Raw genomic sequence first — 25,631 nt, 5'->3', positions numbered from 1 at the left:
TTCGTGGCAGTACGTATTCGTCTAAAACGCATCGGTGCTCATAAAGCGCCTTTCTATCGTATCGTGGTTTCCGATTCTCGGTCCCCTCGTGATGGCCGTTTCATCGAAGAAATCGGTACTTATAATCCAGTTGCAGAACCTTCTGTAACTAAGATTGATGAGGAAAAAGCTCTTCAATGGCTTCAACAAGGAGCACAAGCTTCTGATACCGTTCGCAACTTGCTTAGCAAAGCGGGCGTTATGAAAAAGTTTCATGAGCTTAAACAGCAAAAATAATTGCTGATTCGGAGGAGTATCTATGGAACAATTAGTAATGGTTATTGCTAAAGCTCTCGTGGATCATCCCGATGATGTAAAAGTGAACGTTGTGGAAAAAGAGAACTTGATCGTATACGAACTTAGCGTCCATCCGGACGATGCTGGTAAAGTGATCGGCAAGCAAGGACGTATCGCCAAGGCTCTCCGCACGGTCGTTACATCAGCAGCAGTCAAGACTAATAAACGGGTGACCGTTGATATAATGTCTTAAAAATATACGAAAGAGGGTTAGGATGATGTCCTAGCCCTTTTTCGTACATTTTCAATCAAAATACGATCAAATATAGATTACAGGTTAGAGGAGAATAACATGACTGAACAATTTTTAACTGTAGGTAAAGTAGCAAATACACATGGTATCCGCGGAGAACTCAAAATATATCCGAATACCGATTTTGCTGAAATTCGTTTTGCTGAAGGCAAAAAGCTCTGGATGATTAATGAAGAAAACGGGAATAAACTTGAAGTTGAAATCGTAAGTTCTCGTTTGCAAAAAAATATGTATGTGGTTCGTTTTAAAGGATTTGGCAATATTAACGAAGTAGAGAAATATAAAGGCTGGACATTAAAAGTTTCTAAAGATGATATCATCGAGCTAGAAGAAGATGAATTTTATTTTCATGAAATTCTAGATTGTGAAGTCTTTACAGAAGAAGGCATCAAAATCGGTAAGATTGTAGATATTTTAAAACCGGGTGCTAATGATGTATGGGTCGTTCGTCCAGATAAAGGCGAAGAAGTATTGATTCCTTATATTCATGATGTGGTGCTTGATATTAATGTTGAAGAGAAAAAGGTACTGATTCATGTGATGGAAGGTCTTTTGGAATGATGAAGATCGATGTGCTAACCTTATTTCCGGAAATGTTTACCGGTGTATTTGGTTCTAGCATTCTGGGTAAAGCCGCAGCCAAAGGTATTGTAGAATTAAATGCGATTAATTTTCGTACGTATTCTAAAAGTAAACATGGTACGGTAGACGATACACCTTATGGTGGAGGCGGGGGAATGGTGCTCAAGCCTGAGCCTATTTTTGATGCTGTGGAAGATTTGGCACCTGCATCAACATTTGTATCTCCACGTATTATTTTGATGTGTCCACAGGGGGAGCCTTTTTCCCAACGCAAAGCTGAAGAATTGGCTGAGGAAGAACATTTGATATTGATCTGCGGTCATTATGAAGGATATGATGAACGTATTCGTGAGCATCTGGTAACCGATGAGATATCAATAGGTGATTATGTGCTTACTGGCGGTGAAATACCGGCTATGGCGGCTGTAGACAGCATTGTACGCCTTTTACCAGGGGTATTAGGGAATGCCAACAGTGCGGTAACCGATTCGTTTAGCACAGGCTTGCTAGAATATCCACATTATACACGTCCAGTCGAATATAGAGGGATGAAAGTACCTGATATTTTATTATCCGGTCACCATGCTAATGTAGAAAAGTGGCGCCGTGAACAATCCTTACTTCGTACATTAGAACGTCGTCCAGAATTGTTAGAACAAGCTGATTTGACAACCAAAGAACGCCAATGGCTTAACAATCAGCGTAGTTAACTGAATATACCTAAGAATTTCGCTGTATGAAGATCTGTAGAGGTCGATTATGGGGAAATTCTTTTTTGTATCTCTAGGTACATATTGGAATTGGATAAGCCTAAAGAATAGGAGTTTGGACACCATGAATGATTTGCAACAAGAATACGTGCAATGGTTGGATCGATTAAGTAGTGACTTGCGTAGTCAGGGATATGCTTCAGTTTTAAATAAAGAATTTGTAGAACAGGATGCTACGATTGTGATCAATCGTTTGCTACCGGAATTTGCCTATCTTATGTATATCGAAGTCGAATCGTACAAAAAGTATTTTATCGCTGATTACAGTGGACGTAATACAGTCGTGAAATTAATTGATCGTAGTATCGATCACAAAAAGACAGCAAGAATCCGAGCGTTAGAAAATAGTCGATTAACAGATCATCTTACTTTTGAAGAAGAAATCAATCGCTTGAAAAGTCTACAACATCTACTAGAACAAAGTGATTTTGAATAGTTAACCATATAGATAATGAATCAAAGATGATCTAAAGTGGATATATCTTTTAACTTTTTTTGAAAAAGTATTGTTATTCTATAAGGATCTATGATAATATTAGACTGTTGTGTGAATCTGATGGTCCTCTACGATCAATGATGAGGAATTATTCCCTGAGACGTATGAACATCTGTGTGGAAGGAGGAAGTTATTAATGAATATCATTCAAGAAATTACTCAAGATCAACTTCGTAAAGATATCCCTAATTTCCGTGCAGGCGACACTTTAAAAGTGCATGTTAAGGTAATCGAGGGTACTCGCGAACGTGTTCAGTTGTTCGAGGGAGTTGTAATCAAACGCCAAGGTGGCGGCATCGGTGAAACTTTTACAGTACGTAAAATTTCTTACGGTGTAGGTGTGGAAAGAACTTTCCCAGTAAATTCACCTAAAATCGATAAACTAGAAGTAGCTCGTCGTGGTAAAGTTCGCCGTGCGAAATTGTACTATCTTCGTGAGCTTCGCGGTAAAGCAGCTAGAATTAAAGAATTGCGTCGTTAATCCTTTTGGATACGCGATTGAGAAGGGCTTGGTGAAACAAGCCCTTTTCGTTATTTTTACGCTGTTATTTAAGATAATGATTCACATCCGATTCCGCCGGACAGCCTTTATACACGGCTGTAGACGGGATTTTTGTATTTCTTGACGAATAGAATCCTTCAAAATTTGGTTTTTACAAAATTGTGTGTAAAATAGATAGAGTGAAATCGTATAGGTACTTGGTATACGTAGCATAAGGATTAGTCCTAGTATGTTAGTCGGTACATATACAAAGCGCCAATTAAACCAGGAAAGAAGGCATGGCCTATGGAGCAAGACACAAAACCATCTAACAATGAAGTACATGCAGCAAATACGACAGAAGTACAAGAACCTCTCAACACAGGTAATCCAGATTCAGGAACGATACAACCTGAGAAGAAAAAGAAAAGCGAAACGAAAGAGTGGATTAAAGCGATTGTGGTTGCTTTGTTACTTGTTGTCGTTATCCGCTGGTTCTTGTTTGAACCGTTTATTGTAGACGGTCCATCCATGCAACCGAATTTTCATACGGGTGAACGTGTGATCGTGAACAAAATTCTATACGATATTCGTACTCCGCAACCTGGAGAAGTAGTTGTACTGAAAGTTCCTTCACAAAATCGTGACTTTATCAAACGTGTTATCGCTGTTGCTGGAGACACTGTTAAAGTTGAAGGTGATAAAGTTACTGTCAATGGTAAAGAAATCAGTGAGCCTTATATCCAATCGGCATTGGATAATGCACATGCACAAGGTAGCGATTATAATATTAACAATTTCCCAACAGAGAATTTCCCGGATGGAACTGTACCTGCGGGTCATGTATTCGTAATGGGAGATAATCGTTCCAACAGTCAAGACAGTCGTATGATCGGTTATATACCGCTTGGAGATATTATTGGACGTGCAGATGTTATTTTCTGGCCGTTTAGTGATGCGAAGTGGGTTGAACAATAAAGCTGCCTAACATATACGGACAGCTAATTTAAAGAAGTAAGGGGGAAAACCGATGGCTATTCAATGGTTTCCCGGACATATGACAAGAGCACGTCGCCAGATCGAGGCAAAGCTTAAATTAATCGATATGGTTATTGAACTCGTGGATGCACGTCTGCCACTCTCCAGTCGTAATCCAATGATTGATGAGATTTTGCAGGGCAAACCGAGAATGATTATTTTGAACAAATCCGATTTGGCTGATCCCAAAGTGACAGCAGAATGGGTTGAATATTTTAAAGAAGAAGGACATGCTGTTCTTCCTTTAGACTCTGCAAGTGGACAAGGGATCAAAGAGATCGCTGAACGTTCTAAAGTCTTGTTGAAAGACAAGCGTGACAAACGTGCTGCTAAAGGCATGAATCAACGTCCTATGCGCGGATTGATTGTAGGGATTCCAAACGTAGGTAAATCGACTTTGATCAACCGTCTTGCAGGAAAGAGTATTGCCTTGACTGGTGACCGTCCAGGTGTAACCAAAGGGCAACAGTGGATCAAAGTCGGTACAGAAATGGAACTGTTAGATACACCGGGTATTTTGTGGCCTAAATTTGAAGATCAAATTATCGGTTATAAGCTAGCAGTAACAGGCGCTATTCGTGAAGAAATTCTGAACGTAGAAGATGTAGCTTATTTCGGAATGAAATACATCTGCAAGCACTATTGGGATAATATCGCTGAACGTTTTGAATTATCTGAACAACCACAAGATTTCGAAAACCCGAATGAAATCGTAGAAATTATGGAAGAAATCGGTCGTAAACGTGGTTGCTTAATGAGTGGTGGACGCATTGATTTAGAAAAAGCGTCTAAAGTTATTTTGCGTGAGTTGCGTGCAGGTAAAATGGGACGAATCTCCATGGAGACTCCTTAAGTATTGGAGGAATCATCATGTCAGAATTGTTAAAATATGAACGTGAATGTATTACAGAAGGATATCACCATATTGCAGGTGTAGATGAAGTAGGACGAGGTTGTCTATTTGGAGATGTGATTGCGGCAGCTGTAATTATGCCTGAAGGTGTAATCATTGAAGGCGTGAATGACTCCAAAAAGCTGTCTGAGAAAAAGCGTGAGCAACTCTATGATCAGATTATGGAGCAAGCACTCGCTGTAGGTGTTGGTTATGTAGACGCAGCAACGATTGATGAGATTAATATCAAGCAAGCTGCCAGGCTAGCGATGAAGATCGCTTTGCAACAATTAAGCGTATCTCCTGATTACATTCTCGTTGATGCTGAAAAGGTAGATCTTGATATTCCGCAACGCTCGATTATCAAAGGTGATGCGAATAGTCATAGTATTGCGGCTGCGTCGATTATTGCCAAAGTCACTCGTGATCGTCTGTGTGTGGGTGAATGGGAAGAACAATATCCAGGCTATGGTATTGCTGGTCATAAAGGATACGCGACCAAAGTTCATCGTGCTCAGATTATTGCGCAGGGGATTACACCATTACATCGCAAAAGCTTTTTAGGCAATTTATTACTCGAACAACCCACTTTATTTTAGACATCAAGGTATTGAATTCTAAGATAGAATGATTTATTATGCATCTATATTACTTTATGTGAAGATATCAATAGATATGCTATGGGAAGAACCCGCATCTTACAATAAAGAGCGGGTTCTTTTTTGTATAGACATATCCTCATCATTAGACACTTTTTAACCGATAAATAAGATAACCAAGAGGACGAATCGTAAATCAAAATATACATAAGCATCGACTACAAATAGTCTTCATAATGTTGAAGTTATTTATAGTCTACTTGTTAGTGATACAAAAATAGAGATCATGATGAACTAGAAAAGATGATAGGAGGGATGACTATGAATATTGGATCACTATTCCGTGGGCTTATAGGCGATAGCAAGCCAGGTGAAGCACGGCAAATGGAGTTGAAAGAAGGTCAAGTCGTCCGCGGAGTGGTGACAAGCGTATCGGAAGATGGGCAAGAAGCAGTTGTCCAGATTCAAGGTGTGAAGGTCAGAGCCAAATTAGAGACACCTTTACAACAAGGAGCAACTACATTATTACAAGTACAAGCTCCTGATTCAGATGGGTTACCTGTTTTAAAACCTGTAACAGGCAATCCATCGAATCCTTTATCTAATGCGTCGATGGGAGAAGTATTAGAATCTTTTAATTTACCAGATACCAAAGAAAATCGTGAAATGATTACTCAGATGAGAGCGTCGGGTATAACGCTTAATGCCGATAACGTCAAAAATATACAATCAACACTGTCTCAAAAGCCAGCTGGTGTACCTGTAGGTGAATGGGTACAATCTGCGGCTGTAGCGGTTCAGCGGGGTCTACCTGTGACAGTACAGAGTGTGAGCGGTCTACAGCAAGCGATATTTGGACCTCCTCTTCATGATCTGTTAAGCAATCTGGATAATCTGGTTCGTGCTACCGTGACACAAGTACAAGAAAATGCAGCGAATCTAGGTAAAGGTACAACTAGCGATCAAGCGCCAGAGAATGTAGCATCGAATCCATCGACACCTAATCAGGCAGTTCAAGGAAATGCTAATCCAGCACAAAATAATAATCCCACATCTGTGTTACTGGGTAAATTACAAACGGTACTGGATCAATTGGGAAGTATCGTTGCACAATCTGCCAATCCAGATACAGATGTTAATAGTGGCAAAATGACTTTACCATCTGTACCTAATCCAAATGGTCCTCAATCGCCAACAGCACCTGTGACCACAACAGCCAATAATCCAACACAGCAAGCACAAGGGACAACGACAAATGCTTCTACAACGATTAGTCCGTCAAACACTGCGGAGGATGCTCCATCAGTTCTGGCTAATTCTACAAATACAGCAGCAACAGGTAGTCCCAAAGCTCAAGCAACAGAACCGTGGTTGGGTCGTGTGTTGAAATTGCTTGGAGCAGAGCATGAACAACAAGTAGCACGTGCAAGTGTAAATAATACAGCCCCTGAAGCTGTAGCTACACGCTCTGAGCAGACAACCACATCTTTGGGAGCTAATGGACTTACACAAGCATCAACAGACCCTGCAACGGCTCGTAATGCTAATCCAGCTCTTCAGTCTAATATGAATATGGTTAATGGTATGCCAAATCCTACATTAGAAGAACTATTGCCTGCACCTACAGCTCGTGTGGCTAATCCGAATGGACTCCAACAAATCGTAACAAATCCAGATCAGATAGCTCCAGATGCCGAATTGCAAAACACCATGAATCCGAAACAAGTGACTGCCAATGCACAGGCGCAAGCAGCAATTAATGCGCAGAATACACCAACAGAAGCAGATCCTTTACTGAATCCTGCACTTCTAAATAACCGTAATAGTGTAGATGCGACAAATCCAGCTCATATTGCACAACAAATGGCTTCGAATACAGATGATGCTGTCAGCAAAGTTCAAGATACATTAAAAGGAATCTTACTTCAATTGACAGCCGCAGATGATGTTCCTCCAGCGTTGAAAGAAGCCGCCCAACAGCTGGTTCAGCAATTAACAGGTCAGCAATTATTGCTAAATACAGATCGTACTGCTCCTTTTGCACAGGTCACGATGTTTGTTCCATTTAAAGGTCCAGATGGACAGGAAACAGCTTCTGTACAGATTCAATCTCGCCGTGGCCCTAAAGGGGAATTAGACGCTTCTAATTGCCGTCTATGGTTTGATCTAGATATGCATTCATTAGGACCTACTCTTGTCGATGTGCATGTCGTAGACAAAATCGTTACTCTTAAAGTGCATAATGATCTGGAACAACTCGCATCTCTTGTTGAAAGTAAACGTGAAGAAATGGCTACAGCGATGAGTGCATTAGGTTATCAATTGTTATCTCTTAAAGTAGATGCCATGCCTGTTCGATCCAGTGCTACTAATGAAAACAGTACAGGTATGTCAGATCATGATCTTTTACAACGTTATGCACCGCCTGATTACAAAGGGGTGGATATGAAAATATGAATAAACCCAAAGACGATATGGCAATGAGAGCCAAAAGAGCCGTTGCTCTTAAATACGATCCAAATCAAAATTCAGCTCCGATAGTAGTAGCCAAAGGTAAAGGAAGAATTGCCGAAAGTATTCTGGAAAAAGCGCAAGAAGCAGGAGTAGCTGTGCAACAAGATGCGGCGTTAGTCGAAGTATTGTCGAAGCTTGATCTTGATCAACAAATTCCGGGTGAATTATTTGAACTAGTTGCTGAAGTGCTTAGCTTTATTTATCGAGCAGATAAGAATTTGAATCGAGGCGGTCATGATTGGTGAAAACAGATGATCGCAAATACAAAGGACGTATTGCCGAAGATACCGCTGCTTATTATTTAGAACAACAAGGCTATCAGATTGGTTATCGCAACTGGAGCTGTCGTAGTGGTGAGTTGGATATTATTGCTTTTTACGAAGGCACGATTGTAATTGTAGAAGTACGAAGTCGTACAAGTGATGTGTACGGAACGCCCGCTGAATCTGTCGACTGGCGCAAACAAAAACAAATTCGGGAAACCGCAGAAGTATATGCTCATCACAAAGGGCAGTCACATTTTCCTTTTCGCTATGATGTGATAACGATTCAGATGAATCATTCCTATCAAGTGGTAGAGTTGGAGCATATCGTAGCTGCTTTTGTATAATGAGTTGTAAATAAAATCTATTGAAAATAGAGGAAGCACCCTTTTTCAATAAACCGGTAGTTCTATCCGCACTATAATCAGTTGCGAGATTAACAAGGTTTTTGGAGAAAGGGTGTTTTTTTATTATGTATGGTAAATTATTTAGTGCTTGTTTACATGGAATCAATGGAGTTATGGTGGAAGTCGAGACAGACTTATCGAATGGTCTGCCCATGGTTGCGATTATTGGATTACCCGATTCAGCGATTCGAGAATCGATCGAAAGAGTGCGTTCTGCGATTAAAAATTGCGGATTTACTTTTCCTAATCAACGAGTGACGATCAATCTGGCACCCGCAGATTTACGCAAAGAAGGTTCAGCCTTTGATCTTGCGATTGCGATGGGTATTTTGACAACAAGTGATCAGATTGTTTTGCCGGATCAAGATCAAATCTTGTTAATTGGAGAATTAGCATTAGATGGGACTTTGCGACCTGTTCCGGGGGTGTTGTCTATGGTCGATACCGCTCGTCAGCATGGGTTAAAAGCAGTATTGGTTCCTCAAGAAAATGCAACAGAAGCTGCGTTAGTAGAAGGTATAGAGGTATATGCTATTCATCATCTAAATGATTTGTTTGCTGGTTCACAACATGATTCCGATAGGAAAGCAAATCAGCCTGTATCGCAAGATCATATTGAATCTTTCCACATGTCTTTACCCGGTCAGCCTGAGATTAAAGTAAAACAGATTCATGCTCATTCTTCTCCCAATGAACAGAAACTTGCTACAGCGATAGATGATTCGATGAATGGATCGAAAAAGAAATCAGATCCACGCAAAGTGGTCATTCTGTCCCCATTACGTGTACAAAAGGTCAAAAAAGAACATATCCAGCATCTCACGTCATCGATGCAAGAAGATTATGGAGATGTATTCGGACAGCAACATGTGAAGCGAGCATTAATGATTGCTGCCGCAGGAATGCATAATATCTTATTATTAGGTCCTCCCGGTACAGGAAAGACGATGTTGATTAAACGTCTACCTACTATTTTGCCTGTCTTAACTGATGCTGAAGCACTGGAAGTGACTAAAATTTTTAGTGTATCAGGACGATTCAAAGACTCTAATGCTGGCTTAATCTCTGTGCGTCCTTTTCGCGCCCCTCATCACAGTACAACAGTTACAGGATTGATTGGAGGGGGAAGTATACCTAAGCCGGGAGAAGTCAGCCTGGCGCATCAAGGAATATTATTTTTAGATGAATTGCCAGAGTTTCCAAGATCGGTATTAGAAGTATTACGACAGCCGCTTGAAGATCATCAAGTAACAATCAGTAGAGCACGAGCTGTATTTTCATTTCCCGCTAATTTCTTATTAGCAGGTTCGATGAATCCTTGTCCTTGTGGATATCTAGGGAGTACACATGCTGCTCATCCTTGCACATGTAGTCATAGCCAGATTGCTCGCTATCGTTCCAAGATCTCAGGTCCATTATTGGATCGAATAGATCTACAAATAGAAGTGCCTCGTCCTACCGAACAAGATTGGCAACGAGCCAAAGAAGGAACAGAAGATACAGGCTATGATTCGGCAAGTATGCGTGCTATCGTAGAGCAAGCACACCAGATTCAATTGAATCGCTATCAGCATTTGGATATTCATTGGAATAGTGAATTATCAGGTAAATGGTTACGTGAATATACCTTCTTATCTGATTCTGCTAATCAACTATTAGAAACAGCTTTTGAACAATTAGGAATGAGTATGCGAGCGAGAGATCGAATTTTGAAATTAGCTCGAACGATTGCTGATCTGGAAAATATGGAGCAGATTGAAGCGGTTCATATTGCAGAAGCGATTCAATATCGTCAATTAGACCTGAGTAATCCGATGCATGGATAAGTAGTAACATATATTAATGTAAGATAGATAAAAAAAGTGAACAGGAGGAATGACTTATCTCATTCCTTCTGTTCACTTTCTTGTTAATTGGGATAAGACAGTCTATTTAACTTGAGTAATAGATAGCATTTAAATATTGTAAAATAGATCGTGACTCTTCTATAGAAGTACGTAGTGCAATATAGCCATCTGGACGAATCAATAGTAGTTCTTCATTTGATATATTGTAAATTCGATAAGCATTTCCTGCTTTATCAATGATATGATCTGTTCTCTCTGTGTGTGATGGAAGTATAGAATATAAGCGAAGCTGGTCATGAGTAAGGTTTTCCAATATAGAAGAATCGGTATGATTTACAAAAGCTAAAACTGTCCAGTGTGTACCACGTAGCAGATCAAGAATAGTTCCGGAAAATTTTTCACTTTGCAGAATATCAGCATTAGGAGCACGATCTCCAGGTAGTAAAAGAGGAGTGTTTTTTCCAGTAAATGAACGAGTAAGAGAACTGGAGCGATAGGAAATAGAAAGCCCGCTTGTTAGATCATCGGATATTGTACTTAGAGATTGAGATAATGACCCACTTTCAGTTACTGTTGCAGTAACTGCTTTTATTTTCTTAGAACTATCTTGAAGAACAGCTTGAGCAATTGGACGGCGCTCCTCATCATACGTATGGAGTAAATGAGTATCAGCTCCTTGAAGTACAGCGGCTAGTTTCCATCCAAGATTATACGCATCTTGCATCCCTGTGTTCATACCCTGACCTCCTGCTGGAGAATGAACATGTGCCGCATCACCAGCAAGGAAAACTCTATGGCTATGATAACATTCAACCATCCGCACATTGATTCGGTAAATAGAAAGCCAGGATGCATGAGTGAGCTTAACACGTCCAGTACCAGCTCGTTGATCCAACATAGTCTGATACAATTCTAAAGATGGTTCTGCTGGGTTTTGAATTTCTGCTGAAATAGTGGCTTGCAGTTGCCAAATATTCGATTTGGGTAGTGGAGTTATCCCTAACATTCCTTCTGAAGATGTCCAAATATGAATACGATCACGATCCAGACCTTCTAATTGTATATCTCCCAGATACCACCGCTCATCATCGTATGTCTCGCCAACTAATGGCAATTGAATAAACTTGCGAATATTACTTTTACCTCCATCTGCACCGACTACATAACGAGCATGAATTTGCTCTTCGCCTTGCGATGTCTTGACAGTTACTGTTACTCCATCCAAATCTTGAACAAGCTTTACAGCTTCTATCCCTAACTCGACTTGACCTCCAAGAATAGCATAGCAATCACGTAATGCTTTTTCTACATCAAATTGAGCAATCCAGACTGGATGACGATAGGGTGTCTCAAACTTGCTGCTAGCGGCAACAGTAATAGATGGCTTATCTATACTTTTACCATCAGCAGTATAATAACGAACAGGCAAATCGACAACACCTGTATCTAAAATGTAGTCAATAGCTTCCAAATCATCAACGACCTCAAGGGAACGAGGTTGAATAGCTTTGGATCGAGATGCTACGTTATATACAGTGTTTTTATCAATAATGCGATGGCTAATATTTCGACGGGCAAGATCGCAAGCAAGTGTAAGTCCTGTAGGTCCAGCTCCAACAATAAGAACATCAACAGAAGAAAAGATCGTTTCCATGTATAGAATCCTCCTTGGGATATAGCAGATAATAAATTATACTACACCGTGCAGTGTAATAAGTAAAGTGGAACTTTAATCAATTTTTGATAATATACTTATAAGGGGGAATTTGAGAATGAATACGATAGAAAATAAAAAAGTACGTAAAGGTTCTTTAGATAAACGAACTAAAATTATTGCAGCAGCACGAGAACTTTTTCTATCTGAGGGATTTAACCAATCCAGTGTTGATGCTGTTGCTCATAGAGCAGGAGTTTCTAAACGGACAGTGTATGATTATTATGGGGATAAACAACACTTATTACTTACGGTTATGGAAGAAACCAGTGCAACGGTTCTAAATATGATTGAACAAGGAATTTCAGATCATCTTTTGGAATTTGATGATTTGGAGCAAGCTCTTATTTTATTTTGTGAACAAATAGTTGTCTTTGCCAATGGTTCGTCTGATTATAAAGCTTTGATCCGTCTAGCTATGGTAGAGGTTGCTAATTTGCCAGAATCTTTTTATGAAGATATGGATCGTGCAACAGAAGAAGGCATTATCAAGAGGTTTATAGCGTTTGGAGAAAATAAGTTACTGAATATCCCTGATCCTCATATGGCTACCAAGCACTTTGCTGCGCTAACGATTCTGCTGGTATTTAATCAACCCAACCCTAAGGATTTGGATCAAAAGCAAGTGAAGCATATCATTACTGAAGGCGTACGCGTTTTTCTTCGCGCTTATGCACCGATGATGTAATGATGTCATAAAAAAGAGAAGTGGCTATTATAGCTACTTCTCTTTTTTTAAGCTTTTGTGATGTCTAGCATAAATACATCAAATGTATAATCACTAAAGTATTTTTTATTGAGATATTGTCTGAAGTAACCACCAGACATCAATTGTGGATCACGAACATCTGTGATAATAATTTCGATATCTTTGTCAGCTACACTATGTAACATCGCTTGAACTTCTATATTTAGCTGTTCTTCACTCATAGCAATAATGTACTGATTCAACTTTTCAGCAACAGTCGCATAATATTGTTGTTGTAACTGCGATTTTTGTTCTTTTTCTAATTTCAATGTGTGCTGTCGCTCTAACTCGATATCGAGTTCTGTTTTCTTTTTGCGATAGTCATTTTTCAGCGCAGCGACAGTATAAGCTGGAATATCATGTACACGTCCACTCAGTACATCGATTTTGACGATATCTAGAATTTCAGTAATATAGTCTTTTTCATAGGCTTTTAAAATCGTTTGGATCGTTATCGTCGTTAATCCAAATTCTTTTTTTAAACGATCGCTTAAACGATGAGCCGTGTGGGATTGTACTGAGGATAACGCTTCAGTAGCTGGAAGAATCGTGACATTTTGTTTAGCTTTTGTTTTGATCGTAAATACAATTTCATCTACTTTACGACCGCTTTTACGTTCCACATAACTGAATTCGATATCTGTACTTTTGTTGATTTCTTGCTGTGCTTTGGTGATCACACGCTTTTTAAAGTCCGAGTAAACGGGATATTGATCTTCGATACCTAGTAGTTCTTTTAAACGTTGAACTTTGAGAGTACGCTGACCTAGTTTCTCATATTGTTTTAAAAGCTCATAGATGCGCATAGAATAAGCACTTTTAAGCTTTAGAATATCGTTTAGACGAAATGAAGTGAATTTTTCCTTCAACTGAAGAAGATAAGGTTTTAACTTGGGCGAAAATTCGACTTCAATTATGCCCTCATTCGGAAAGTATTCCGCAGATGCCAACCAGTTTACTTGTAAGTTTTCATTTATGTAAAAAGGATGGGACATTAGATTTAGTGTGTATTCTTTTACTTGTGCATAAATATTTTTATTTTTCACACCTGCTAATTTGGCAAATTCACTAATCTTAAATCGGTAACGTTGAAATTCTTGATCTTCCGGCGAAATAATGCTGATCAGTACATAAATAATGCGTAGTTCAACTACACTCATTTTTAAAGGCATTTCAATAAGATCATTAGACTTTGTAACCAGATTATTTTTCTTCATATGTTATATAACCTCCAAGACGTTCCTTCATTATAATAGATAATCTATGATAAAAGTAGCTTAAGCAGCACAATATCTTGCTTTGAGTTGTTTATCTTATTTTACATATCTTGTTTTTATTGTTTTAAATATTTTACTTGTTTAGAGCCGATGATATCTGTTGATAGTCCTAGCTTGCCAGCCTTAATATCGGACAAAAATAGGGTGAATTATGGACAGTTTTAGGGTCATTTGTAGACGGAAATAGGGCAGAAGTCAGACAGATTTAGGTTCAAACTATAGACAACTTTAGGGTAGAGTGCGACAAAAATAGGACGAACTATAGACAATTGTAGGGCATACTATGGACAAAATTAGGGTCTGAATCAGCAATAATCACAGTGATTATTAGCGTTATTTTGAAATGAAATGCGACAAAAATAGGGTCATTGATCAAAAGTATTATTTTATTATGGACAAAAATAGGGCAAATAAATAGGAACCCAAGTATTGACCCTATTTTTGTCCATAGTAAAGCAAAATATGTACTGATTTTGCTCAATATAGTTAAAAGATAGACAATAACTCAAATATTCACCCTATATATGTCCGATTTCATCAAAGATTAAAGCGATAGTGAATAGTTACTGAAGTCTTTTATAAAGAGTTCATGATTGTAGTATAGATCTATGGATACTAGACTTTATTGAACCAGTACTCAGATGAATTGCTATAAATACGCAAAAATTAATGTTAAAATATAGAATATGAATACAAAAAGACAGGAGGGGCAATGATGCAGAATAAAGCAGATCGTCTAAAAGGCGCTAAAGTTCCGCAAACGCCTATATTAGAGCAAGATTTACAACGTCGCTTACCTCCGGGACAGACACTTACTGAAAGTTTTCCGATTTTGCATGAAGGTAGTGTACCTGAATATGATATGAATTTTTGGAATTTGCGTATTTTTGGCGAAGTTGAAGAAGAGCAATTATTTACATTTGAAGATTTGCAAAAGTTACCAGTCACTCGTACTGTCAGTGATATTCATTGTGTGACTCGCTGGTCTAAATTTGATACAGCATGGGAAGGTGTCAAATTTTCTGATCTAATGAATGTATTGAAAGTCAAATCAGAAGCAAAATATGTAATGATTCATGCAGATCCTGATTATGAAACCAATGTAGCTTTGAAAGATCTGATGGACGAAGATGTATTATTAGCTTGGAATTATGATGATCAACCGATTACTGCCAAACACGGGGGGCCATTACGGATGGTTGTTCCGAAATTTTATTTTTGGAAAAGTGCCAAATGGGTGCGTGGTATTGAATTTATGAAAGAAGATCGACGTGGATTCTGGGAAGATCATGGCTTTCATAATGTAGCTGATCCTTTCCAAGAACAACGTTTTTCTTCCGACGAATATGAAATGCCAGAAGATGAATGGAAATATTGTGAAGCTGACTAATATTTAGGAGCTGATAAATATGGTTATAGTATGGTATTTGTTATTTATGGTATTGCTTTCTGCCCCAGGAATTTGGTATCACATAGCGATTGGTAAACGTATAGCGCATGAAGAAAAAAAAGCAGGTCGAGATCTGACGTATGAGATCAATCCTTTTACAGGTGGAAGAGAGTAATTATCCGGATAAGGGTGAGCAGCAAAACAGAGCACTCTTAGAATGCTGGTAATACTAAGTACAGCAAAAAGAACCGTTTATAAAAAACGGTTCTTTTTGTTTAGCTCATTTAATATTATAGTCTGTTTTTAAACAGTATAATAAAGATTTTGGATCAAATACTCAAAAGGAACTAGGTTCAAAAGGCTGAATCTAACTTACAAGCTATCTACAGCTTTTTGAAGTTTAGCGTCTAACATTCCTTTTTCTTTGCTACCTTTGTTTAAAGAAGGCTCAAACCAGTATACCACTACAGCATTACCTTTAGTGTAAGTGGATTTGTTAAGCAAATCGTAAGGGGTTTTGCTTGTTTGAGTTTTCAAATCTTCCAATCCTTTTTTAGCATCGTCAGCTGATTTGAAGCTATAAATAGAAACAGTTTCCTGTTTATTCAAGTCTTTATCTGTTACATAACGAGTAGCTTTTACATCATTCAATACCCAGCTATTTTGCTCATCTGGAGCAGAGATCAAATCGATCTTTTGCGCTTTGATGGCACTTGCTACTTTCTCAGCAGAAACATCTGTTGCAGTGCTATCAGTAGTAGCATCTGTAGTTGCTTTGTCTGTGCTTTCTGTAGCAGGGTCTGTCGTAGTTGCGTCTTCAGTTGTAGCCATTTCATTGTCAGTTACAGCGGAACCTTCATCTGTTGTTGCTGTAGAATCAGTGGCTGTAGATTCATTGGTTGTTGTTGGGGTTGTCGTGCTAGCTGGTGTTTCTGTGTTGCCATTAGAACAGCCGGCGGTCGCAGCTACGACGGTGAGTGCAAGTAGAAAAGTACTGATTTTGAGTTTCATAAATTGGACCTCCTGTGTGTTAAGTTCATCTGTAAGGCGATGAATCTTTTGAATATGAAAAATAAATAACGTTTTTCACTATAACATACATACACACAACAGTCGATTTTGACACGAATCTTACATTTTGTAAGAACTGTGAATCCATAATCATAATTAGAAAGTATCAGTCATAGCAACGTTTTGGAAGGTTTGTAATAACATCATATTTTCTGAAAATAAATCAAAATAGAACAAAAATGTTTTATTTGCATAGAAAAAAGAAGCAGTTAGGGGACTGCTTCTTTTGTAATATTCTCAAAATCGATATTCTAAACTCTATATTAAGGGGGTAGAGTTAGAAAGGGTTTATAGGGATAAAGTACAAGTTGGACAATCTAATATTAGATAACGTTTAATTCTACAGCGATATTACCACGTGTTGCGCGAGAGTAAGGACATACGTTATGAGCTTCTTCTACTAATTTCATAGCTACATCACGCTCTACACCTTTAACCAAAACATCCATTTTAACAGCAAGCGCAAATCCGCCATCTTCAGCTTTACCGAAGCTTACAGTAGCATTTACTTCTGTACCTTCGTGTTTGATTTTTTGCATACGAGCAACCATATTTAGAGCACTATCAAAACAAGCAGAATATCCTGCTGCAAATAATTGTTCAGGGTTAGTACCAGCACCGCCAGCGCCGCCCATTTCTTTTGGTGTTGCAATATCTAAACGAAGTTCAGGGCTAGAAGATTCAACATAACCTGCACGACCTCCAACTGCTTTTACTGTAGTTTCATACATTTTTTGTTGGATAGTTAACATGAATAACTCCACCTTTTTATATAATTTATTTTACAAAATTAAATTTAACACAATTAATATGAAAAGTAAAATATTTTTCGCTATCTTTATGTAAATCAGTAGATTTTATGATATAATCATATCTATAAAGTAGATTTCGCACACTCTTGTTAGTCGTTCATTTTTTTGTATTTGGGTAAAATATTAGTTAAAGAAAAATATATTTTATAATAATTATAGGTAGGTGATATAGCATGACTACAGATTCTAATGAGTATCCACATCCGCAGTTAAAGCTTGAAAATCAACTTTGTTTTGCTATTTATGCTTCTTCTCGTGAAATGACTAAAATGTATCAACCGCTATTGGATCGCTTGGGAGTAACTTATTCTCAATATCTCGTAATGATCGTGTTATGGGAGCAACAAGAGTGTACAGTTAAAGAATTAGGAAATGCTTTGTATTTGGATTCAGGTACATTGACTCCTTTGCTTAAACGTTTAGAAGCCGCTGGCTTAATTATTCGTAAACGTTCTACAGAAGACGAGCGTAAAGTGCATATTACATTGACTGAAGCAGGGCAGCAGTTGCAGGAACAAGCAGTTAATATTCCACAAGATGTTATGGATGGAACATGTATGAATACGAAGAAACTCGAAGAATTGCTAGGTGAATTTAAACAGTTGCTTCATAATGTGCACCAAACGAATATCGAAATGGCGAATAACAAGTCTTAATGTATACAAAATACAGGTATCTTGTGTAACAACATATCGGTCGAAATAAAGCCCTTTTATCGAATTTTGGTAAAAGGGCTTTTGTTTTTTTACTTTGATAGCGTATACATGATATATTAAGTAAGAGCTAGCTTACTCAAGATAACTTCCAGTAAATGGAGTAAATTGGCGAAATTTTTAAGGAAAGCGTTTTAAAAACATGTTACAATATTGAAGGTTATTGATTTGCCGGGGGCTCTTGCCGGAATGCATTCATGTTGATAGGAGGATTTATTGAATGAATATCCATGAATATCAGGGAAAACAAGTACTTAAACAGTACGGAGTAGTTGTACCGGAAGGTAAAGTTGCTTTCACGGTAGAAGAAGCTGTAGAAGCAGCTCAATCACTGGGCAGCCCAGTGTGTGTGGTCAAAGCTCAAATTCATGCTGGTGGTCGTGGTAAAGCTGGCGGAGTTAAAGTAGCTAAAAGTCTGGACGAAGTACGTACTTATGCTCAAGAGATTTTGGGTAAAGTGCTTGTAACACATCAGACAGGTCCTGAAGGAAAAGAAGTTAAACGACTTCTAATCGAAGAAGGCTGTGATATTCAAAAAGAATATTACATAGGTGTTGTTATCGACCGTGCTACAGGTAGAGTCGTGATCATGGCATCTGAAGAAGGCGGCACTGAAATTGAAGAAGTCGCTGAGAAAACACCTGAAAAGATTTTCCGTGAAACCGTAGACCCGGCTATTGGTCTACAAATGTTCCAAGCTCGTAAACTAGCATACGCAATCAATATTCCGACAAAACAAGTGAACAAAGCAGCTAAATTTATGACTGCATTGTATACTGCTTTTATCGAAAAAGATTGCTCTATCGCAGAAATCAACCCGCTAGTTGTTACTGGTGACGGTGAAGTTATTGCTTTGGATGCAAAATTGAATTTTGATTCGAATGCGATCTTTAGACATCCTGATATTCTTGAACTTCGTGATCTGGATGAAGAAGATGCAAAAGAAATTGAAGCTTCCAAATACGATCTAAGTTATATCGCTCTTGATGGTAATATCGGTTGTATGGTTAATGGTGCAGGTCTGGCTATGGCTACGATGGATATTATCAAATATTATGGCGGCGAACCGGCTAACTTCCTTGACGTAGGGGGCGGTGCAACAACGGAGAAAGTAACAGAAGCATTCAAAATTATTTTGTCCGATAGTAGTGTAAAAGGTATTTTCATTAATATATTTGGTGGTATTATGCGTTGTGATGTTATCGCTAACGGCGTAGTTGAAGCTGCCAAACAAATCGGTCTGGATCGTCCTTTAGTTGTAAGACTTGAAGGTACGAACGTAGATTTAGGTAAACAAATTCTCGCCGAATCAGGGCTAAACATCGTTGCCGCGGATTCTATGGCGGACGGAGCACAGAAGATCGTAGCTCTCGTATAAAATCCAGGACCTAAATTAAGTGATAGGAGCTGTGTCTAAACAATGAGTATTTTGGTAGATAAGCATACAAAAGTCATCACTCAGGGTATTACCGGGGCAACAGGACTCTTTCATACTAAGGGTGCGCTAGATTACGGTACTCAAATGGTTGGCGGCGTAACACCTGGTAAAGGTGGAACTGATGTTGAGATTACACTGGAAGATGGCAAAACAGTTAAATTGCCAGTCTTTAATACGGTTGTAGAAGCTAAGGAAAAAACAGGCGCTACAGCAAGTGTTATCTATGTACCTCCTGCATTTGCAGCTGATTCTATTCTTGAAGCAATCGATGCTGAACTAGATCTGGTTATCTGTATTACAGAAGGTATTCCAGTGTTGGATATGGTTAAAGTATCCCGTTATCTAGAAGGCAAAAAAACAGTCTTAATCGGACCTAACTGCCCGGGTGTTATTACACCAGGCGAATGTAAAATTGGTATTATGCCAGGTTATATTCACAAGCCAGGTTATGTAGGTGTTGTATCACGTAGTGGTACATTAACGTATGAAGCTGTTCATCAATTGTCTACTCGTGGAATCGGTCAATCATCTGCTGTAGGTATCGGTGGAGATCCAGTTAAAGGTTCAGAATTTATTGATATTCTGAAAATGTTTAACGAAGATCCGAATACTCGCGCAGTCATTATGATTGGTGAGATCGGTGGTACAGCAGAAGAAGAAGCGGCAGAGTGGATTGAAGCGAATATGACGAAGCCTGTAGTAGGCTTTATCGGCGGCGCTACAGCTCCTCCGGGCAAACGTATGGGACATGCAGGCGCAATCATTTCCGGTGGTAAAGGTACTGCTGCTGAAAAAATTGCTAAGCTAGAATCTTGCGGTATTAAAGTAGCACCTACTCCTTCTGAAATGGGTTCAACATTAGTTGAAGTTTTAGAAGAAAAAGGTCTTTTAAGTGAGTGTACTACGCACTAAAAAGGGACTTTAATACTCCTATATAGACTTTTTACAGTCTGTTCTTTATAATGAATGTAATTAGATAGTAACGGACGTATAAGGTAAGCAACCTTTGTATTCTCTTGAGGAGACAAAGGTTGCTTTTTTTGCGTTCATTTAGCTTTTTTTACCTCAAAATGACTTGGAATAATGGAAGAAAATACCTAAAAATGAAGTAAACGCTTGCAAAATAGTTAGGTTTACGATTAAATGGAGAAGGACGATTTGTTCCTGCTCCTGAAAAGGAGATCATTACAATGGATGATAAATGGATATGGCTTGGACTATGTGAAGCTTCTGGTATAGGTTGGAAAAGAATGAAGGATATATTGCAGAATCATGTAGATCTGCGCGAACTGCCGGAATGGGATGCCGGAAGCTGGCGTGGATTAGGCATGCCTGAGAAAGTAGCTCAATCTTTACCTGAACAGCTACAACCAGAGTATCTCCAAACCAAAATAAAGAAGTATGAGGAGCAAGGAATTCATATTATCACGATGCTTGATGAGGAGTATCCTACTTTAATGAAGGAAACTTTTCAACCGCCATGGATCTTATATGCTAAAGGACGGGTAGAACTGCTATCTAGCTTCTGTATCGGTATGGTAGGGACAAGGATTCCGACCGCTTATGGACGCAAAGTTGGTGAGTTACTTGCTGGTGAAATGGCAGAGCGTGGTGTTACGATAGTCAGTGGAATGGCGAGAGGTATTGATAGTGTATGTCACGAAGCAGCGCTTCGAGCGAATGGACAGACTATTGCTGTTCTAGGCACAGCGATTGATACTATTTATCCTGCGGAAAATCGCTCATTGTATCATCGAATTGCTGATCAAGGACTTGTATTATCTGAGTATCCGATAGGTACCAAATCCTCACCCGGGCTATTTCCACAACGTAATCGTATTATATCAGGGCTCTCTTACGGGTCTGTGGTTGTTGAAGCTGATGCTAGAAGTGGTTCTTTGATTACCGCTGATTTTGCCATGGAACAGAATCGTGATGTTTTTGCTGTACCGGGGCCAATCACTTCTCCCAAAAGTCAGGGGACGCTTTCTCTACTGAAGCAAGGAGCCATTCTGGTTACCTCTACAGAAGATATAATGAAGGAATATGATTCAAGTTTAATCAAACGGTGTGATAATCCGTACGAAATGAAAGAAAAATCCAGTCAAATGAGTGCTTCAAAACCTCCAATTTCAGACTTTTCTGCAAAATTCGATTTGACAACAGACGAAAAAACGATATACCTTATATTGGAGCAGGGTGATACAACGATTGATGAATTACATATTCAATCGAAGTTTGATTTTGGACTTTTGCATACCGTTCTGTTATCTTTAATCATAAAAAAACAGATCAGTCAACGCTCTGGTGCGCTATATACCTTAATATAAATAATATAAAAGATAGAAATGATGAAAGGGGGACGAACCTAATGGCAGCAGATACACTGGTTATTGTAGAATCACCGGCAAAAGCAAAAACAATCGGTAAGTACCTGGGTAGTAAATATATTGTTAAAGCATCTATGGGTCATGTTCGCGATTTGCCTAAAAGCCAAATAGGTGTTGATGTAGAACATAATTTTGATCCTAGATATATTACGATTCGAGGCAAAGGTTCTATCCTCAAAGAATTAAAAGATGCCCGTAAAAAAGTGAAAAAAGTCTATCTCGCAGCCGATCCGGATCGCGAAGGTGAAGCAATAGCATGGCATTTGGCTCATGCGCTTGACGTTGGCGAAACCGAAATGTGTCGTGTTGTATTTAATGAAATCACCAAACAAGCAGTAAAAGACGCTTTCAAAACACCGCGTCAAATTAATATGGATCTTGTAAACGCTCAACAAGCACGTCGTATACTGGATCGATTAGTAGGGTACAAAATCAGTCCATTGTTATGGAAAAAAGTAAAAAAAGGTTTGTCCGCAGGTCGTGTTCAATCTGTAGCTGTTAAAATTATTATTGATCGTGAAAATGAAATCTCTGATTTCGTAGCTGAAGAGTACTGGAGTATTACTGCGAAATTAACGATTAATGATACAACGTTTGAAGCGAAGTTCAACCGCTTAAATGGCGAGAAAAAAGAACTTCATAATGAAGCCGAAGTGAAAGAAATTCTAGCGGCGATTGGAGATTCTTCTTTTGAAGTATCCAATGTCAAAGAACGTGAACGTTTGCGTCATCCATCTGCACCATTTACAACATCTTCTTTACAGCAGGAAGCCGCTCGTAAATTAAACTTCCGTGCAGCCAAAACGATGTCAGTAGCTCAACAATTATACGAAGGTATCGATCTAGGTAAAGAAGGAACTGTTGGTTTGATTACCTATATGCGTACCGATTCAACCCGTGTAGCTGCATCAGCACAAGAAGAAGTGAAAGAATTTATTTTAGAAAAATACGGTAAAGAGTTCGTTCCTGATGAACCACGCCAGTATTCTAAAAAAGCAGCAAATTCACAAGATGCGCATGAAGCGATTCGTCCAACTTCTGCAATCCGTGAACCGGATACATTGAAGCCATTAATGAGTCGTGATCAATTCCGCTTATACAAATTGATCTGGGAACGTTTTGCAGCCAGTCAAATGTCTTCAGCTGTTTTGGATACATTATCTGTTGATATCACAGCAGGTCCTACAACCTTCCGTGCAGTAGGTTCCAAAGTGCGTTTTCAAGGGTTTATGAAATTGTATGTGGAAGGTAATGATGATGGTAAAGAAGAAGGCGACAAATTCTTACCACCACTTGCTCAAGGCGATCAACTTCAAAAAGAAGAGATCGAACCCAAACAGCATTTCACTCAACCGCCTCCGCGTTATACAGAAGCACGTTTAGTGAAAACGTTGGAAGAGCTAGGTATAGGGCGACCAAGTACGTATGCACCAACACTCGAAACGATTCAAAAGCGTGGTTATGTAGCGATTGAAGAAAAGAAATTTATGCCTACAGAACTGGGTGAATTGGTTATTCAGTTGATGGAAGAATTTTTCCCTGAAATATTGAATGCTGAGTTTACTGCGAATATGGAACAGAATTTGGACCATGTTGAAGAAGGTGAAGAGAACTGGGTTCATGTTTTGAGCGAGTTTTACGAGTCTTTTGAAAAGCGCTTAGAATTTGCAGAAGAAGAAATGAAAGAAATCGAAATTGAAGACGAAGTGTCTGATGAAATTTGTGATAAATGTGGATTACCACTTGTATATAAATTAGGACGTTTCGGTAAATTCTTAGCTTGCTCAGGCTTCCCAGATTGTCGTAACACGAAGCCTATTATCAAAGACATCGGTGTAACCTGTCCAACATGTAAAGAAGGACATGTCGTTGAACGTCGCAGTAAAAAAGGCAGAGTCTTTTATGGTTGCGATCGTTACCCTGATTGTGATTTTGTATCATGGGATCGTCCATCGCCTAAACCTTGTCCAGTCTGCGAATCGATGATGGTCGAAAAACGCAACAAACAAGGTGTGAAGTTGCAATGTACTCATTGTGATCATACGGAGATGGTTGAAGAACAAGAAGATGAGGCATTAGAGGTGGATTGACGTTTAGTTGCTAAGAAGTAGGATTTTGAGACTTTTTCACGTATAATACGTATCATTAAATAAAGTGTGGATCATTGTATCCATTTTACCTATAACTTGTATCTTATTTATTCATTTAAATAGGGTACAAGTTATAACTATTTAGATTAAGTGCATTATGCAGGAGGTTTTTTATTGTGTCAGATATTCAAAAAGTAACGGTTATTGGGGCAGGACTTGCAGGTAGTGAAGCGGCTTGGCAAATCGCAAGTCAAGGTGTGCCTGTCACTTTATATGAAATGCGTCCTGTTGTAAAAACACCAGCGCATCATACGAATCAATTTGCAGAATTGGTATGCAGTAATTCATTACGTTCGAATACATTAGCAAATGCAGTAGGGGTAATGAAAGAAGAAATGCGTATGCTGAACTCTTTGGTACTTGGAGCAGCAGATCGTCATGCCGTTCCAGCAGGAGGAGCTCTTGCTGTAGACCGTGATGGGTTCTCCGGTGAAATTACATCTACTCTTCATAACCATCCGTTGGTGACTGTAGTCAATGAAGAATTACAACAAATTCCTACAGACGGTATTGTAGTTATTGCTACAGGCCCGCTAACTTCACCTGCATTGTCACAGCAAATTCAAGCTTTATTAGGTGAAGAATATTTCTATTTCTATGATGCTGCGGCACCTATCGTTGAAAAAGATTCTATTGATATGAATAAAGTCTACTTAGCTTCACGTTATGATAAAGGTGAAGCCGCTTACCTGAACTGTCCGATGAATGAAGAAGAGTTTAATGCGTTTTATGAAGCACTGATCGAAGCAGAAACCGCTCAATTAAAAGATTTTGAAAAAGAAATCTATTTTGAAGGTTGTATGCCTATTGAAGTGATGATGAAACGTGGTAGACAAACTGCTTTATTTGGACCGATGAAACCTGTAGGTTTAATTAATCCTCATACAGGTGAATTACCTTATGCGGTTGTTCAATTGCGTCAAGATAATGCAGCAGGTACGTTATATAATCTAGTTGGATTCCAGACGCATTTGAAATGGGGCGAGCAGCGTCGTGTATTTTCAATGATTCCTGGTCTTGAAAATGCGGAATACGTTCGTTTTGGAGTAATGCACCGTAATACATTTATCAATTCGCCTAGACTGTTAGAAGATACGTATCAGCTCAAAAATGATCATCGTATTTTCTTTGCTGGACAAATGACAGGTGTAGAAGGATATGTAGAATCTGCGGCATCTGGATTGATAGCAGGTATGAACGCAGCACGTCTAGCTAAAGGGCAAGAATTGCTTCATTTACCTTTGGAGAGTACACTAGGAAGTATGGCTCACTATATTACACATGCTGATCCAGATCATTTCCAACCGATGAATGCGAACTTTGGTCTGCTACCTAAACCAGAAAAACGTATTCGTAATAAAAAAGAGAAAAACGAAATGCTGGCGCATCAAGCTTTAGAAAGTATTAAAACATTTTTTGAGCTAGAGCCATCAGAAGTTACACAATAATT

26 protein-coding genes are annotated in these 25,631 nt (G+C 38.8%); 22 read left to right on the top strand and 4 right to left on the bottom strand.

Annotation, left to right across the window (positions count from 1 at the left end; translation table 11 throughout):
- The first annotated feature begins 3 nt into the window (after positions 1-3).
- From rpsP to RCP16_RS10195, 13 genes are all read left to right on the top strand, one after another.
- Positions 4-276, top strand: coding sequence for a 30S ribosomal protein S16 (gene rpsP / locus RCP16_RS10255; RefSeq protein WP_069327414.1), 273 nt, complete (start codon positions 4-6; stop codon positions 274-276).
- 22 nt (positions 277-298) lie between these two features.
- Positions 299-529, top strand: a complete 231-nt coding sequence (locus tag RCP16_RS10250; RefSeq protein ID WP_069327413.1) for a KH domain-containing protein — start codon at positions 299-301, stop codon at positions 527-529.
- A gap of 99 nt (positions 530-628) precedes the next feature.
- Positions 629-1,150 carry a ribosome maturation factor RimM gene (rimM, locus tag RCP16_RS10245; RefSeq protein WP_308642333.1) on the top strand — a complete coding sequence of 174 codons (522 nt, stop codon included), beginning with the start codon at positions 629-631 and terminating at the stop codon, positions 1,148-1,150.
- Positions 1,150-1,881, top strand: coding sequence for a tRNA (guanosine(37)-N1)-methyltransferase TrmD (gene trmD / locus RCP16_RS10240; RefSeq protein WP_308642472.1), 732 nt, complete (start codon positions 1,150-1,152; stop codon positions 1,879-1,881). Before rimM ends, trmD begins: the two co-directional genes overlap by 1 nt.
- 124 nt (positions 1,882-2,005) lie before the next feature.
- Complete coding sequence (locus tag RCP16_RS10235; RefSeq protein ID WP_069327411.1) at positions 2,006-2,377, top strand: hypothetical protein; 372 nt, start codon at positions 2,006-2,008, stop codon at positions 2,375-2,377.
- A 196-nt stretch (positions 2,378-2,573) separates the two neighbouring features.
- Positions 2,574-2,918 (top strand): 50S ribosomal protein L19, encoded by a 345-nt coding sequence (gene rplS / locus RCP16_RS10230; protein WP_069327410.1) that lies wholly within the window; start codon positions 2,574-2,576, stop codon positions 2,916-2,918.
- Positions 2,919-3,224: 306 nt separating this feature from the next.
- Entirely contained in the window at positions 3,225-3,896 is a 672-nt protein-coding gene (gene lepB, locus RCP16_RS10225) for a signal peptidase I (protein ID WP_083243447.1), read from the top strand.
- A 52-nt stretch (positions 3,897-3,948) separates the two neighbouring features.
- Positions 3,949-4,809, top strand: coding sequence for a ribosome biogenesis GTPase YlqF (ylqF, locus tag RCP16_RS10220; protein WP_069327409.1), 861 nt, complete (start codon positions 3,949-3,951; stop codon positions 4,807-4,809).
- A 17-nt stretch (positions 4,810-4,826) separates the two neighbouring features.
- Positions 4,827-5,447 (top strand): ribonuclease HII, encoded by a 621-nt coding sequence (gene rnhB, locus RCP16_RS10215; protein WP_137222674.1) that lies wholly within the window; start codon positions 4,827-4,829, stop codon positions 5,445-5,447.
- A gap of 321 nt (positions 5,448-5,768) precedes the next feature.
- Entirely contained in the window at positions 5,769-7,904 is a 2,136-nt protein-coding gene (locus RCP16_RS10210) for a TP0910 N-terminal domain-containing protein (RefSeq protein WP_308642332.1), read from the top strand.
- Complete coding sequence (locus tag RCP16_RS10205) at positions 7,901-8,206, top strand: EscU/YscU/HrcU family type III secretion system export apparatus switch protein (protein WP_069327406.1); 306 nt, start codon at positions 7,901-7,903, stop codon at positions 8,204-8,206. The genes RCP16_RS10210 and RCP16_RS10205 overlap by 4 nt, the downstream gene beginning before the upstream one ends.
- A complete protein-coding gene (locus RCP16_RS10200) occupies positions 8,203-8,571 on the top strand; it encodes a YraN family protein (protein ID WP_241669336.1) in 369 nt (122 codons plus the stop codon). Before RCP16_RS10205 ends, RCP16_RS10200 begins: the two co-directional genes overlap by 4 nt.
- 125 nt (positions 8,572-8,696) lie before the next feature.
- Positions 8,697-10,457 (top strand): YifB family Mg chelatase-like AAA ATPase, encoded by a 1,761-nt coding sequence (locus RCP16_RS10195; protein WP_308642331.1) that lies wholly within the window; start codon positions 8,697-8,699, stop codon positions 10,455-10,457.
- 106 nt (positions 10,458-10,563) lie between these two features.
- On the opposite strand, the gene RCP16_RS10190 is transcribed toward RCP16_RS10195, so the two are convergent.
- Positions 10,564-12,132, bottom strand: a complete 1,569-nt coding sequence (locus RCP16_RS10190) for an FAD-dependent monooxygenase (protein ID WP_308642330.1) — start codon at positions 12,130-12,132, stop codon at positions 10,564-10,566.
- Between the two features lie 118 nt (positions 12,133-12,250).
- Here RCP16_RS10190 and RCP16_RS10185 point away from each other — a divergent pair, with 118 nt between their 5' ends.
- A complete protein-coding gene (locus RCP16_RS10185) occupies positions 12,251-12,880 on the top strand; it encodes a TetR/AcrR family transcriptional regulator (RefSeq protein WP_069327402.1) in 630 nt (209 codons plus the stop codon).
- Positions 12,881-12,927: 47 nt separating this feature from the next.
- On the opposite strand, the gene RCP16_RS10180 is transcribed toward RCP16_RS10185, so the two are convergent.
- Positions 12,928-14,157 carry a replication initiation protein gene (locus RCP16_RS10180; RefSeq protein ID WP_308642329.1) on the bottom strand — a complete coding sequence of 410 codons (1,230 nt, stop codon included), beginning with the start codon at positions 14,155-14,157 and terminating at the stop codon, positions 12,928-12,930.
- Between the two features lie 775 nt (positions 14,158-14,932).
- Here RCP16_RS10180 and RCP16_RS10175 point away from each other — a divergent pair.
- Together RCP16_RS10175 and RCP16_RS10170 are read left to right on the top strand one after the other, a co-directional pair.
- Positions 14,933-15,607, top strand: a complete 675-nt coding sequence (locus tag RCP16_RS10175) for a sulfite oxidase-like oxidoreductase (RefSeq protein ID WP_137222686.1) — start codon at positions 14,933-14,935, stop codon at positions 15,605-15,607.
- Between the two features lie 19 nt (positions 15,608-15,626).
- Positions 15,627-15,782 carry a hypothetical protein gene (locus tag RCP16_RS10170; protein ID WP_175425160.1) on the top strand — a complete coding sequence of 52 codons (156 nt, stop codon included), beginning with the start codon at positions 15,627-15,629 and terminating at the stop codon, positions 15,780-15,782.
- A 197-nt stretch (positions 15,783-15,979) separates the two neighbouring features.
- Here the strand turns inward: RCP16_RS10170 and RCP16_RS10165 are convergent, their stop codons facing one another.
- Together RCP16_RS10165 and RCP16_RS10160 are read right to left on the bottom strand one after the other, a co-directional pair.
- Positions 15,980-16,618: a hypothetical protein gene (locus RCP16_RS10165; RefSeq protein ID WP_308642328.1), complete on the bottom strand. Its 639-nt coding sequence runs from the start codon at positions 16,616-16,618 to the stop codon at positions 15,980-15,982.
- A gap of 383 nt (positions 16,619-17,001) precedes the next feature.
- Positions 17,002-17,430 (bottom strand): organic hydroperoxide resistance protein, encoded by a 429-nt coding sequence (locus RCP16_RS10160; protein WP_069327398.1) that lies wholly within the window; start codon positions 17,428-17,430, stop codon positions 17,002-17,004.
- 233 nt (positions 17,431-17,663) lie between these two features.
- On the opposite strand from RCP16_RS10160, the gene RCP16_RS10155 reads away from it, so the two are divergent.
- The 6 genes from RCP16_RS10155 to trmFO all read left to right on the top strand — a co-directional run bounded on the left by RCP16_RS10155 (position 17,664) and on the right by trmFO (position 25,629).
- The gene (locus RCP16_RS10155; protein WP_069327397.1) at positions 17,664-18,146 is read left to right on the top strand and encodes a MarR family winged helix-turn-helix transcriptional regulator; all 483 of its coding nucleotides are present in this window, start codon (positions 17,664-17,666) and stop codon (positions 18,144-18,146) included.
- Positions 18,147-18,423: 277 nt separating this feature from the next.
- Positions 18,424-19,581, top strand: coding sequence for an ADP-forming succinate--CoA ligase subunit beta (gene sucC / locus RCP16_RS10150; RefSeq protein ID WP_069327396.1), 1,158 nt, complete (start codon positions 18,424-18,426; stop codon positions 19,579-19,581).
- A gap of 42 nt (positions 19,582-19,623) precedes the next feature.
- Entirely contained in the window at positions 19,624-20,553 is a 930-nt protein-coding gene (gene sucD / locus RCP16_RS10145) for a succinate--CoA ligase subunit alpha (protein ID WP_069327395.1), read from the top strand.
- A 278-nt stretch (positions 20,554-20,831) separates the two neighbouring features.
- Positions 20,832-21,971, top strand: coding sequence for a DNA-processing protein DprA (dprA, locus tag RCP16_RS10140; protein ID WP_308642327.1), 1,140 nt, complete (start codon positions 20,832-20,834; stop codon positions 21,969-21,971).
- Between the two features lie 41 nt (positions 21,972-22,012).
- Positions 22,013-24,121 carry a type I DNA topoisomerase gene (gene topA / locus RCP16_RS10135; protein ID WP_069327393.1) on the top strand — a complete coding sequence of 703 codons (2,109 nt, stop codon included), beginning with the start codon at positions 22,013-22,015 and terminating at the stop codon, positions 24,119-24,121.
- Positions 24,122-24,297: 176 nt separating this feature from the next.
- Positions 24,298-25,629: an FADH(2)-oxidizing methylenetetrahydrofolate--tRNA-(uracil(54)-C(5))-methyltransferase TrmFO gene (gene trmFO, locus RCP16_RS10130; protein WP_069327392.1), complete on the top strand. Its 1,332-nt coding sequence runs from the start codon at positions 24,298-24,300 to the stop codon at positions 25,627-25,629.
- Positions 25,630-25,631: the final 2 nt, after the last annotated feature.

Origin of the sequence: Paenibacillus nuruki (assembly GCF_963311185.1) — a bacterium.
Taxonomy (GTDB): Bacteria; Bacillota; Bacilli; order Paenibacillales; family Paenibacillaceae; genus Saccharibacillus; species Saccharibacillus nuruki.
Note: the sequence above shows the minus strand (reverse complement) of the source record. Positions and strands in the feature narration are given on the sequence as shown.

Coding starts and splice junctions, on each gene's coding strand:
- RCP16_RS10250 (WP_069327413.1), top strand. CDS start 299: ATGGAACAATTAGTAATGGTTATTGCTAAAGCTCTCGTGGATCATCCC.
- rimM (WP_308642333.1), top strand. CDS start 629: ATGACTGAACAATTTTTAACTGTAGGTAAAGTAGCAAATACACATGGT.
- trmD (WP_308642472.1), top strand. CDS start 1,150: ATGAAGATCGATGTGCTAACCTTATTTCCGGAAATGTTTACCGGTGTA.
- RCP16_RS10235 (WP_069327411.1), top strand. CDS start 2,006: ATGAATGATTTGCAACAAGAATACGTGCAATGGTTGGATCGATTAAGT.
- rplS (WP_069327410.1), top strand. CDS start 2,574: ATGAATATCATTCAAGAAATTACTCAAGATCAACTTCGTAAAGATATC.
- lepB (WP_083243447.1), top strand. CDS start 3,225: ATGGAGCAAGACACAAAACCATCTAACAATGAAGTACATGCAGCAAAT.
- ylqF (WP_069327409.1), top strand. CDS start 3,949: ATGGCTATTCAATGGTTTCCCGGACATATGACAAGAGCACGTCGCCAG.
- rnhB (WP_137222674.1), top strand. CDS start 4,827: ATGTCAGAATTGTTAAAATATGAACGTGAATGTATTACAGAAGGATAT.
- RCP16_RS10210 (WP_308642332.1), top strand. CDS start 5,769: ATGAATATTGGATCACTATTCCGTGGGCTTATAGGCGATAGCAAGCCA.
- RCP16_RS10205 (WP_069327406.1), top strand. CDS start 7,901: ATGAATAAACCCAAAGACGATATGGCAATGAGAGCCAAAAGAGCCGTT.
- RCP16_RS10195 (WP_308642331.1), top strand. CDS start 8,697: ATGTATGGTAAATTATTTAGTGCTTGTTTACATGGAATCAATGGAGTT.
- RCP16_RS10190 (WP_308642330.1), bottom strand. CDS start 12,132: ATGGAAACGATCTTTTCTTCTGTTGATGTTCTTATTGTTGGAGCTGGA.
- RCP16_RS10185 (WP_069327402.1), top strand. CDS start 12,251: ATGAATACGATAGAAAATAAAAAAGTACGTAAAGGTTCTTTAGATAAA.
- RCP16_RS10180 (WP_308642329.1), bottom strand. CDS start 14,157: ATGAAGAAAAATAATCTGGTTACAAAGTCTAATGATCTTATTGAAATG.
- RCP16_RS10175 (WP_137222686.1), top strand. CDS start 14,933: ATGCAGAATAAAGCAGATCGTCTAAAAGGCGCTAAAGTTCCGCAAACG.
- RCP16_RS10170 (WP_175425160.1), top strand. CDS start 15,627: ATGGTTATAGTATGGTATTTGTTATTTATGGTATTGCTTTCTGCCCCA.
- RCP16_RS10165 (WP_308642328.1), bottom strand. CDS start 16,618: ATGAAACTCAAAATCAGTACTTTTCTACTTGCACTCACCGTCGTAGCT.
- RCP16_RS10160 (WP_069327398.1), bottom strand. CDS start 17,430: ATGTTAACTATCCAACAAAAAATGTATGAAACTACAGTAAAAGCAGTT.
- RCP16_RS10155 (WP_069327397.1), top strand. CDS start 17,664: ATGACTACAGATTCTAATGAGTATCCACATCCGCAGTTAAAGCTTGAA.
- sucC (WP_069327396.1), top strand. CDS start 18,424: ATGAATATCCATGAATATCAGGGAAAACAAGTACTTAAACAGTACGGA.
- sucD (WP_069327395.1), top strand. CDS start 19,624: ATGAGTATTTTGGTAGATAAGCATACAAAAGTCATCACTCAGGGTATT.
- dprA (WP_308642327.1), top strand. CDS start 20,832: ATGGATGATAAATGGATATGGCTTGGACTATGTGAAGCTTCTGGTATA.
- topA (WP_069327393.1), top strand. CDS start 22,013: ATGGCAGCAGATACACTGGTTATTGTAGAATCACCGGCAAAAGCAAAA.